Source organism: Polaribacter sp. 20A6, assembly GCF_011378915.1.
Classification (GTDB): domain Bacteria; phylum Bacteroidota; class Bacteroidia; order Flavobacteriales; family Flavobacteriaceae; genus Polaribacter; species Polaribacter sejongensis.
Genome location: NZ_WTPZ01000003.1, coordinates 374,349 through 386,260, shown reverse-complemented (window position 1 = coordinate 386,260; position 11,912 = coordinate 374,349). Strand labels below are relative to the sequence as shown.

7 protein-coding genes are annotated in these 11,912 nt (G+C 31.2%); 6 read left to right on the top strand and 1 reads right to left on the bottom strand.

Going from position 1 to position 11,912, the window contains the following annotated elements:
- Positions 1 to 372: 372 nt before the first annotated feature.
- From gyrB to recQ, 4 genes are all read left to right on the top strand, one after another.
- A complete protein-coding gene (gyrB, locus tag GQS57_RS09000; protein ID WP_165732529.1) occupies positions 373 to 2,310 on the top strand; it encodes a DNA topoisomerase (ATP-hydrolyzing) subunit B in 1,938 nt (645 codons plus the stop codon).
- A gap of 229 nt (positions 2,311 to 2,539) precedes the next feature.
- Positions 2,540 to 3,601 (top strand): DUF6588 family protein, encoded by a 1,062-nt coding sequence (locus GQS57_RS08995; RefSeq protein ID WP_165732528.1) that lies wholly within the window; start codon positions 2,540 to 2,542, stop codon positions 3,599 to 3,601.
- Positions 3,602 to 3,734: 133 nt separating this feature from the next.
- On the top strand, positions 3,735 to 4,661 hold the full coding sequence (gene mdh / locus GQS57_RS08990) for a malate dehydrogenase (RefSeq protein ID WP_165732527.1): 927 nt from the start codon (positions 3,735 to 3,737) through the stop codon (positions 4,659 to 4,661).
- A 169-nt stretch (positions 4,662 to 4,830) separates the two neighbouring features.
- Positions 4,831 to 6,942, top strand: coding sequence for a DNA helicase RecQ (recQ, locus tag GQS57_RS08985; protein WP_165732526.1), 2,112 nt, complete (start codon positions 4,831 to 4,833; stop codon positions 6,940 to 6,942).
- 56 nt (positions 6,943 to 6,998) lie between these two features.
- Here the strand turns inward: recQ and GQS57_RS08980 are convergent, their stop codons facing one another.
- Positions 6,999 to 7,514, bottom strand: coding sequence for a hypothetical protein (locus GQS57_RS08980; protein ID WP_165732525.1), 516 nt, complete (start codon positions 7,512 to 7,514; stop codon positions 6,999 to 7,001).
- A 607-nt stretch (positions 7,515 to 8,121) separates the two neighbouring features.
- On the opposite strand from GQS57_RS08980, the gene GQS57_RS08975 reads away from it, so the two are divergent.
- Entirely contained in the window at positions 8,122 to 8,724 is a 603-nt protein-coding gene (locus tag GQS57_RS08975) for a hypothetical protein (RefSeq protein ID WP_165732524.1), read from the top strand.
- Positions 8,725 to 8,881: 157 nt separating this feature from the next.
- Positions 8,882 to 11,857, top strand: coding sequence for a protein translocase subunit SecDF (secDF, locus tag GQS57_RS08970; RefSeq protein ID WP_165732523.1), 2,976 nt, complete (start codon positions 8,882 to 8,884; stop codon positions 11,855 to 11,857).
- Positions 11,858 to 11,912 lie beyond the last annotated feature (55 nt).

Genomic DNA, 11,912 nt, shown 5'->3' with positions numbered 1-11,912 from the left:
TAACCGTAAAATAAGCTACTTTAAACAAAGAATCATAAACTTAACTTACACATATCCATAACACCTTAATATCGTACTAATATTCCTTCAAACGAAGAATGTCTGCTATTTTGTAGTTTTAAAACAAAAGGTTTAAGCTACTTTAAATCAACCGAAATTTAAACTCGATTTAAAAAACATCAAAATTAAATTTAACACCCATTTTAAGCGATTTAAAGCACTTTCACAAAATTAACAAATGTTGATAATTTTAAGCCAAAATCACTAAAAAGCTTTTAAAACCCCTTTATTAATTGTAAATTTGAGATTGTGAATTTTGCTTTTTAAAGGCAAATTTCATCAATCTAAAAAAACATTAATTTACTTTATATAATGAGCGAAGAAATTAAAAAAGAATATGATGCATCCAGTATTCAGGCACTGGAAGGGATGGAGCATGTAAGAATGCGTCCTTCCATGTATATTGGAGACGTAGGTATACGTGGTTTACACCATTTAGTATACGAGGTTGTAGATAACTCTATTGATGAAGCAATGGGTGGTTATTGTGATACAATTGATGTTACAATAAACGAAGACAACTCTATTACTACTAAAGATAATGGACGTGGAATTCCAGTTGGAATTCACCAAAAAGAAGGCGTTTCTGCACTACAGGTAGTAATGACAAAGATTGGTGCTGGTGGTAAATTCGACAAAGATTCTTATAAAGTTTCTGGTGGTTTACACGGTGTAGGTGTTTCTTGTGTGAATGCACTTTCTGATCTTTTAGTAGCTACGGTTCATAAAGAAGGAAAAGTTTGGAGACAAGAATACTCTCAAGGTAAAGCATTATATCCAGTTAAAACGATTGGAGAAACAGATTTTACAGGTACAATTGTTACCTTTTTACCAGACAAATCTATCTTTAAACAAACTACAGAATATAATTACGATACGTTAGCAACTCGTATGCGTGAATTGGCTTTCTTAAATAAAGGAATTACAATTACACTAACAGATAGACGTGAAACGGATGATGAAGGTAACTTTATTTCTGAAATTTTTCATTCTGATGAAGGTTTACCAGAATTTATTAGATATTTAGATTCAACCAGAGAGCAATTAACAGCCAATGTAATTGCAATGGAAGGTGAAAAAAACGGGATTCCTGTTGAAGTTGCCATGGTTTACAACACCTCTTATGCAGAAAATTTACATTCTTATGTAAATAACATTAACACGCACGAAGGAGGAACACATTTATCTGGTTTTAGACGTGGTCTAACAAGTACACTAAAAAAGTACGCAGATGAATCTGGATTATTAAAAAATGTAAAATTCGAAATTGCTGGTGATGATTTCCGTGAAGGATTAACAGCAATTGTTTCTGTAAAAGTTGCAGAACCACAATTTGAAGGACAAACAAAAACAAAATTAGGAAACAGAGAAGTTACTTCTGCTGTATCTCAGGCAGTTTCAGAAATGTTAACTGATTATTTAGAAGAAAATCCTAATGACGCAAAAACAATTGTTCAGAAAGTAATTTTAGCAGCAACCGCAAGACACGCAGCACGTAAAGCCAGAGAAATGGTACAACGTAAAACGGTAATGTCTATTGGTGGTTTACCTGGTAAATTATCTGACTGTTCTGAAACTGATCCAGCACAATGTGAAATTTTCTTAGTTGAGGGAGATTCGGCAGGTGGAACAGCAAAACAAGGTAGAGATAGAAACTTTCAAGCAATTCTTCCACTACGTGGAAAAATCTTGAATGTAGAAAAAGCTATGCAACATAAAGTTTTTGAAAACGAAGAGATCAAAAACATGTTTACCGCTTTAGGTGTTTCTATTGGTACAGAAGAAGATCCAAGAGCTTTAAATTTATCTAAAGTTCGTTACCATAAAGTAGTTATTATGTGTGATGCCGATGTAGATGGTTCACATATTGCTACCTTAATATTAACGTTCTTTTTTAGATACATGAAAGAAATGGTAGAGCAAGGTTATATTTACATTGCAACACCACCTTTATACTTAGTTAAAAAAGGACAAAAAAGAGAATATGCTTGGGATGACAATCAACGTGATATTATTGCTCAAAACATGGGTGGTTCTGTAAGCATACAGCGTTACAAGGGTCTTGGGGAAATGAACGCAGATCAACTTTGGGACACAACAATGAACCCTGAATTTAGAACGCTACGTAAAGTGGTAATTGATAGTCCTGCAGAAGCAGACAGAGTTTTCTCTATGCTAATGGGAGACGAAGTTCCTCCTCGTAGAGACTTTATAGAAAGAAATGCAAAATACGCGAACATAGACGTATAAGATTTCAATCTAAATAATTTTATATCATACACATTTCTAGCAATAGGAATGTGTATTTTTTTTGACTTTAAAATCCACATACTTCATACGTTTTGCACGTACTCACATATAGGTATTTTCGCCCTTTTTTAAGTAATAAAATATCAGCAACCTTTATTTATTGATAAAATTATCTATTTTAGCCATCACTTTAACATAATTTTAACCATTAATAATACCCAACAACCCAATGAAAAAGAGCATTTTAATTCTTATCGGCGTATTCGTCTTCACATTTAATGCAAAAGCACAAGATGGTTTAGAGAACATTCTTTTTGCTGATATTTCAGACGCAAACCTACTAACAGAAGCTTATTTAAAACCGGCTGCAGAAGGCTTTATCTACGGAATGAGTAGTGGTTGGTATCACACAGCAAAAGTTCACAAAACACTAGGTTTTGACATCACCATAGGCGCTAATCTTTCCCTTGTTCCATCTGATAAAGAAATTTTTAATGTAAATTCATTAAACTTATCCGATAAAATCACACAAAACCCAATAACTTCTCCTACCGTTTTAGGGAGTGGTGATAGTGCTTTACAAAATGGTTTTGAGGTAACCATACCTGCAAACTCAGACCCTACGATAAATAATGGTATTCACCCAGAATTAGTGAGAAACTTTACAATGCCAGATGGTTTTGGAGATGATCTACCTTTAAACGCAGCACCAACTCCATCCGTACAAATAAGCTTAGGTCTACCTTATCAATTTGAAGCAACTGTACGTGTTGTTCCAGAAGTAGGTAGCGATGATGTAAAGGGAAAATTATTTGGTTTAGGAATAAAAAAAGAAATCACCAATTGGTTTGGCCCTTTAGATAAATTACCTCTTCATGTTTCTATAATGGGTGCTTTTACGAATATGACAGTTACAAGTGCTATAGACGACCCTAACGACAATGGAGTAACCATAACTGACGGTTTAGGAGAATTAAAATTAGACTCTTATACAGTACAAGCTTTAGCTTCATTAAATTTTCCTTTCATAAATGTTTATGGAGGTATTGGATACGTTAGCGGTTCTTCTTCTTTAAACATAAACGGAACTTACGAATTAGAATATTCAGGAGGGCTTGGACAAACATATAGAAAAACACTTGTAGACCCTTTAAACTTAAACTACAAAGTTGGTGGATTAACATCTACAATCGGAGCAAGATTAAGCTTAGGATTCTTTAAGATTTTCGGAAGCTACACCCTACAAGAATACAACACAGTAAATGCAGGTATTGCATTTAGTTTTAGATAAAAAGAGTCGAAATCCTTTTCGTAAAAAGACACCTTTATAGGGTGTCTTTTTGTTTTTATAAGACTAAAACCTTAAGTAATTTTCGTACTTTTGTTAGAGATCAAATACATTATAAATCTTAAAAATTATATATATGAAAGTTTCAGTAGTAGGAGCAGGTGCAGTAGGTGCAAGTTGTGCAGAATACATCGCAATTAAGGATTTTGCATCCGAAGTTGTTATTTTAGACATTAAAGAAGGTTTTGCAGAAGGTAAAGCAATGGATTTAATGCAAACGGCTTCTTTAAACAGTTTTGATACAAAAATTACAGGAAGTACAAATGACTATTCTAAAACAGCTAATTCTGATGTTTGTGTTATTACCTCTGGTATTCCACGTAAACCAGGAATGACTCGTGAAGAATTAATTGGTATTAATGCAGGAATTGTAAAAACAGTTTCAGCTAATTTAATAGAACACTCTCCAAATACAATTATCATTGTGGTTTCTAACCCAATGGATACAATGACTTATTTAGTTCATAAAACTACTAGGTTACAAAAAAACAAAATTATTGGAATGGGTGGTGCTTTAGATTCTGCTCGTTTTAAATATAGATTAGCAGAAGCTTTAGGTGCGCCTATTTCTGATGTTGACGGTATGGTAATTGGTGGTCACTCAGACACTGGTATGGTTCCTTTAACTCGTTTAGCTACTCGTAACTCTGTTCCTGTTTCAGAATTTATTTCTGAAGAAAGATTAGAACAAGTTTTACAAGACACTAAAGTTGGTGGTGCAACCTTAACTGGTTTATTAGGTACTTCTGCTTGGTATGCTCCAGGTGCAGCAGTTTCTGCAATGGTACAAGCAATTGCTTGTGATACTAAAAAAATATTTCCTTGTTCTTCTTTATTAGAAGGTGAATTCGGTTTAAGTGATTTATGTATTGGAGTTCCTGTTGTTTTAGGTAAAAACGGAATTGAAAGCATTGTAGAAATTAAATTATCTGATGCTGAAAAAACTCAAATTCAAGCTTCTGCAAAAGGAGTTAAAGCTACTAACGCTTTATTAGAATTATAAGAAAGCGTCTTATAGACTTTTACAACAAATTATAATACCTAAAGCCTCAAAGAATATCTTTGAGGCTTTTTTTATACCTCTACTTCTACCCCATCTTTTCTAGGAAACTAAATAGATATTACTGTACAAATATCTAAACCCGTATATTTGAGCCCCAATTGTTGAAAAAGTGAAAAATCAAACACATACCCTTTTAAAAAACGTATACGGTTACGATAACTTTCGTCCTTTACAGGAAGAAATCATAAACAGAACCATAGACGGAAAAGATAGTTTTGTATTAATGCCTACGGGAGGAGGAAAATCAATTTGTTTCCAAATCCCTGCATTGATTTTCGATGGAATTACCATTGTAGTTTCACCATTGATTTCATTAATGAAAGACCAAGTACAAGCTTTAAAATCTAACGGAATAAAAGCTGATTTTTTTAATAGCTCCATTTCTCCGCAAGAAGAAAACGATGTAATTGGTAGAGCAATGAATGGAGAATTACAATTATTGTATTTATCTCCAGAAAAATTAATATCCGTAAGCAATACTTGGCTTAGAGAATTAAACATAAAATTAGTCGCTATTGATGAAGCACATTGTGTTAGTATGTGGGGACACGATTTTAGACCTGAGTACACACAACTAAAAGTTTTTAGAAACTCTTTACCGAAAGTACCTTTTATGGCTTTAACCGCTACTGCGGATAAATCTGCTAGAAAAGATATTGAAGACCAATTGGGCTTAACAAACTCTAAATTATTTATTTCTTCTTTTGATCGAAAAAACTTAAGCATAGAAGTTAGAGGTCAAGTTCCAAAACAGAAAAAGCTACAAGAAATCGGCAATTTTATAGAACGACGAAAAGAACAAAGTGGTATTATTTACTGTTTGAGTAGAAAAAACACCGAAGAAGTAGCGAGTCACCTGAAGCAAAGAGGTCATTCTGTAGCATTTTATCATGCCGGAATGAATAATGAAGAAAGAGAAAAAACACAAACTGATTTTATAAATGACGATACTAAAATAATTGTAGCTACGATTGCTTTTGGAATGGGGATTGACAAATCAAATGTTCGTTTTGTAATTCATTATAATTTACCCAAAAACTTAGAAGGCTATTATCAAGAAATAGGAAGAGCAGGAAGAGACGGATTGCCATCAGAAACTATCCTCTACTACAACATGAGAGATTTTGTATTATACAGCCAATTTGCAGATGGTGGAGCAAATAGCGATATGCAAAAAGAAAAACTAAACAGAATGCTTCAATTTGCAGAAGCTAAATCGTGTAGAAGAAAAATATTATTATCCTATTTTGGAGAGCATCTCACAGAAAACTGTGGAAATTGTGATGTTTGCGAAAATCCACCTAAAGATTTTGAAGGCACTGTTATAACTCAAAAAGCACTTTCTGGAATTGCAAGAATGAAAGAAAAAGACGGAATAACCATGTTAATTAATGTCTTAAGAGGAAGTAACAATGCAGATATCCACTCCAAACAGTATTATAATCTAAAAACATACGGAATAGGAAAAGATGTTAGTTTTTTTGATTGGCGAGATTATGTAATTCAAATGGCAAATCAAGGTTTGATAGAAATTATGTACAGCGAAAATTCTGCCTTAAAAATATCACCCATCGGGTGGGAGGTTTTAAAAGGAGAAAAAACAATACGACTAACAACACCTCTAACTTCAGATGATAAAAAGAAGAAAGCAAAAACTGTAAAAGCAACTATTGGAAGTGAAGCAAATAAAGATTTATTTACAGAACTTAAAAAAATAAGATATACCATTGCTAAAGAAGAAAACATGCCAGCGTATATCATATTTAATGATAAAACATTAAAATTAATGGCAAGTGAACTTCCAACAACCGAAAATGAATTTTTAGCTATTTCTGGAGTTGGAATGAACAAAATGGAAAAGTATGGTGACGAATTTATGAGCATGATTCGTAAATTTAAAAATGTAGCAAAACCTAGAAAAGTTAGTACAATGCAACACACGTTTAATTTATACCAAGAAGGTTTAAATGCTTCGGAAATTGCAGAAAAAAGAAACTTATCTATCACTACTGTTTTTTCACACCTTTCTCAATTGTATATGGAGGGAAAAGAAGTGAAATTAGAAAAACTTGTAGACAAAGAAGTTGTGAATAAAGTACGAATTGCATTTGATGAATTAGATCGTAAAGTAGCATTGAAACCCATTTTCGAAAAACTAAACGAAGAAGTTTCTTATGGGGAAATAAGGTTGAGCATTACACTCATTTTAAAAAATGAATAACAACCATAAATCATCAATAAAAACTCAGTTTTACTATTCAATCAAAAAGAATAGCATTAAAGTCTTTTCATAATTTCTGTCTTCCAATTTAATTTTTCAGCAAGAATTTTTTCTTCATTTATTTTTTTAAGATCCATAACATAATCATGAAATTCAAAATTTAAAGAAAAGTATAATACAGAAAAATTAACCTTATCATCTACAAAGATAGAATTACCATGAGAATCATTAATAGCACACTCTGAAAAACAAACCTTAGAGTCAATATTTAAATATTTTTCCCTTAAGATATTTTCAATTTTTCTTTTATTATTCATATTAGAAAAAGTATACCTAAAAAGAACTAACTTTTTTTTATAAAAATGAAGTTCCAAGATAACTTTATCACTTCCAATTATAGTTTTGGAATATAAAATTACTGTACCGCAAAGCGTTTTAACAGTATGAAAATCATCTTTAAGACCACTTTTAACACTTCTAATTGTACTACCGAATTTAAACTTAGAAGTAAAAAAAATTTCATTTTCAGTAGTAACTACCTTCCTTAATTTAAGCTCTTCAAACAATAACAAATAGTAGTTAATATTTTTAATACTAAAAAAAGACCTATAAAAATAACTTGCGTCTTTATAATTATTCTTTTTTAGAAAACGAAAAAACAAGCAAGGTTTTAAAGGGGAAAGAGTACTCAATTGGTATAATATTTTGGGGGTTATTGTATAATAACAAACATACTTAAATTATACAACAATCAAATCATTAAATAAAACCTTTTAATTTATTAATATAATCAAATAACTATAATTATGTTAAAATTTTTAACAAATTCACAAATAAAACTCTATTATCACAAATAAAACGCAATTAAAAAAAATCAAAAATATTATAAAAACAGTATAATATAATGATGCTATTCTAAGTAATAAAACAAACGCACAATACCTAGTCTAATAGATTTTAAAAAACTAGAAAACAAAGAAGTAAACAACTAAAAAAAAACATAAAACATAGAATTACAATATAAGAAGAGCGTAAATATAATGGGTTTTAAGAAGCCAGAATATGACAATTATCTTGTATTTAAAATTACATTATAATCAGTTAAAGTTCCTATCAATAAAATTAAATTAGATTCTTTATTACAGAACGATAAAGCAATCTTTTTTATATATTTGACACATGAGAACAAAATGGTACATCGGTACTTTATTCTTACTATTTATTTGTTTCGGAGCATTTCATGAAGAGGTTACTTTACCCAATCAAGAAATAGTGCTCGAATTTGTTGATGTTAAAATTAACCAAAAAGATATTGAAAGCACCATTGCTGACGTAAAAGAAAAACTATTAAAAATTGGTGTTTCAAATATTAAAATCAATGAAACAGACAGCGGAACTTTAAAGATTTCTTACTACAGTACTTTTCATATTGATAAAATCAAGAAAAAACTAGCTAAGAAACATACGTTAGTTTTAAATGAAGACCCTAATCATAAAGAAAAAGATGAGAATTCTTATAAATACCATATTGATATTCATGAAATAACAAACAAATCTGATATTTCTAATTCTGATTTTCATTTTGTTGTAGAACTTAAATATAATTCAGATAAACTCACCAATTACAACTCTTTTGCTTTCCTAAAAAAAGCAGACCAAAACAAAGAAAATCAACTCTTTAAAACTACTTATAAAGTTCATAAAACAAATCCTTTTATAAAGGATAAAACATCTTACAACGAACCAGAAGTTAGAGCAGGTCCCAGAAGCTTCCATCTATAAAAAATGTAATCATTTACACTTTTTTATATCTACTTTAAAATCATGAGTACCAAACTCATAATTACAAAAAACAATCAACAAAAATAATTGTCAGATTTTACGAGAAACTATATATTTGCTCGTTTTTTAAAAACCTAGACAATAAAATAATTATAAAATGCAAAACAAAGGACTTATAAAGTTATTTGCTATCCTTTTTGGACTAGTAAGTTTATACCAATTATCATTTACATTTTTAGCCACTAAGGTAGAAGATGACGCTGTAGCTTACGCTGAGAGCAAAGGTGATAATATTGATGCAAGACAAAAAGCTACTTTTGAGAGAAAGTACTTAGACAGTGTTGCAAACCAAGAGATTATTAATTTAGGCATTGCCTCTTACAGCTACAATGATGTAAAAGACAAAGAAATGAATCTTGGTCTAGATTTAAAAGGTGGTATTAACGCTATTTTACAAGTATCTGTAAAAGAAGTTTTAAAAAGCTTAGCTAACGATTCTAAAAACGTTGCTTTTAACCAAGCATTAGACGCTGCAGATGAAGCTCAAAAAAGTAGTAACGCTACTTATTTAGACTTATTTTTTGAAGAGTTTGAAAAAGTTGCAGGAGACACTAAATTAAGTGATCCTTCTATTTTTGGAACAAAAGCTTTAAGCGAGAAAATTACTTTTAACGAAGCAAATGCTACCGTTAAAGCAACTTTACAAGAAGAGATTAACAGTTCTATTGGTACTGCTTTTGAAGTATTAAGAAGTAGAATTGATAAATTTGGTGTTACACAACCAAACATTCAAAGAATTGGAAATTCTGGTAGAATTCAGATTGAATTACCAGGAGCAAAAGATATTGAGCGTGTTACTCGTTTAATCACTAGTAAAGCAGAATTACAGTTTTGGGAAGTTTATACCAATGCAGAAGTTCAGAATTACTTTTTTACCGCAAATGCTAAAATTGCTGAAATCTTAAAAGACAACAGTGCTGCAGAAAAAGTAATCGACTCAACTAAAACAGATGATATTGATGATTTATTAGGTGAATCAATCGATTCTACAGATGTAAATCAAAAAAACCTTTTCACTTATTTATTTCCTAACGTAGCACAATCTCAGCAACAAATGAGTTCTCTAGTAGGACAATCTAGAGTGTTAGATACGGCAATGGTAAATGATTTATTAAGCAGAAAAGACGTAAAAGCTTTATTACCTAACGAATTAAAGTACGTTAAATTTTTATGGGATTATAAATCTAACAAAGGTACAGACGGAACTGAGCTAATTGGATTATATGCTATTAAAGGAAGCCGTAGTGGTAATGCTACTATTGAAGGTGATGTTATTTTAGATGCTTCTCAAGTATTTGACCAATTAAACAAGCCAGAAGTTTCTATGACTATGAATAGTTCAGGAACAAAACAATGGGCTAAAATGACTACCGAAAACCAAGGTAAATTTGTTGCTGTTGTTTTAGATAACTATGTATATACTGCGCCTTCTGTAAATACACCAATTACAGGTGGTAGAACATCTATCTCAGGTGGAAGTATGACTATTACGGAAGCAGAAGATATTGCTACCGTTTTAAAAGCTGGTAAATTACCTGCAGCTGCAAGAATTATTCAAGCAGAGGTTGTAGGACCATCTTTAGGTCAAGAATCTATAGATCACAGTATTCAATCTTTTGGATTAGCTATTTTATTAGTATTAGTTTGGATGGCTTTATATTACGGAAAAGCTGGTTTATATGCAGACATCGCTTTAGCTGTAAACATCTTATTTATCTTCGGAATTTTAGCTTCTTTCAACGCCGTGTTAACATTGCCTGGTATTGCAGGTATTATCTTAACCATTGGTATGTCTGTAGATGCAAACGTAATTATCTTTGAAAGGATCAAGGAAAGTTTAGCTATTAAGAAAGGGTTAAAACAATCTGTAGAAGAAGGGTTCTCTATTAAAGGAGCTTTATCTGCAATTATAGATGCAAATATTACAACGCTTTTAACAGGTGTTATTTTATATGTTTTTGGTACAGGACCAATTAAAGGTTTTGCTTTAACATTAATGATTGGTATTGCAACGTCATTATTTACAGCGGTATTTATTACTCGTTTATTAATAGACAGATCTATTAATAAAGGTGGTAAATTAACATTTAACACTTCTATCTCTAAAGGATGGTTCCAAAACATAAATATAGAATTCTTAAGAAAACGTAAAATTGCGTACATCGTTTCTGGTGCTGTAATTATTGCAGGTATTGTTTCTATTTTCTCTATCGGATTAAAGCAAGGTGTAGATTTTAAAGGAGGACGTTCTTACGTTGTTCGTTTCGATCAAAGCATGAATGCTACAGAAGTTGCTTCTACTTTAAAAGATGCTTTTGGTACGGCTCCAGAAGTAAAAACATACGGTTCTGATCGTCAATTAAAAATAACAACAGTTTATAAAATTGATGAAGATGGACAAGATGTAGATGACCAAGTTCAGAGTGCATTATTTACAGGATTAAAATCTTATTTAGGAACAACTACTTACCAAGACTTTAAACCAGGTTTCGAAAAAGAAGGTTCTGGTGTAATGAGTTATATGAAAGTAGAGCCAACTATTGCAGATGATATTAAAACATCAGCATTATACGCGGTATTTGGATCATTATTAGTTGTTTTCTTATACATCTTATTACGTTTTAGAAAGGTATCTTTCTCTATTGGAGCTGTAACTGCAGTTTTCCATGATGTTTTAATTGTATTAAGTGTATTCTCTATTACATACAGCTTTATGCCTTTTGATATGGAGATAGGTCAATCATTTATCGCGGCAATTCTAACCGTAGTTGGATACTCTCTGAATGATACTGTGGTTATTTTCGATAGAATTAGAGAATTTACAGGAACACATCCTAATTGGAAATACAGCGAAGTTGTAGACAAAGCATTAAGCTCTACTTTAGGTAGAACTATAAATACATCTTTAACAACATTATTAGTAATGTTAGCAATCTTCTTATTTGGTGGAGATTCTATTAAAGGATTTATGTTCGCCTTAATTATTGGTGTAGTAGTAGGTACTTATTCATCATTATTTGTGGCAACACCAATTATGTTTGATACTTCTAAAAAAGAAGAAAAAAATAATTAAATTTATTTATAGATATAGTAAAACCGTTTTTAATTTGTGAGATCAGATTAAAAAC

Bases quoted from the DNA above. Each gene is read 5' to 3' on its own strand.
- gyrB (WP_165732529.1), top strand. From the start codon at position 373: ATGAGCGAAGAAATTAAAAAAGAATATGATGCATCCAGTATTCAGGCA.
- GQS57_RS08995 (WP_165732528.1), top strand. From the start codon at position 2,540: ATGAAAAAGAGCATTTTAATTCTTATCGGCGTATTCGTCTTCACATTT.
- mdh (WP_165732527.1), top strand. From the start codon at position 3,735: ATGAAAGTTTCAGTAGTAGGAGCAGGTGCAGTAGGTGCAAGTTGTGCA.
- GQS57_RS08975 (WP_165732524.1), top strand. From the start codon at position 8,122: ATGAGAACAAAATGGTACATCGGTACTTTATTCTTACTATTTATTTGT.
- secDF (WP_165732523.1), top strand. From the start codon at position 8,882: ATGCAAAACAAAGGACTTATAAAGTTATTTGCTATCCTTTTTGGACTA.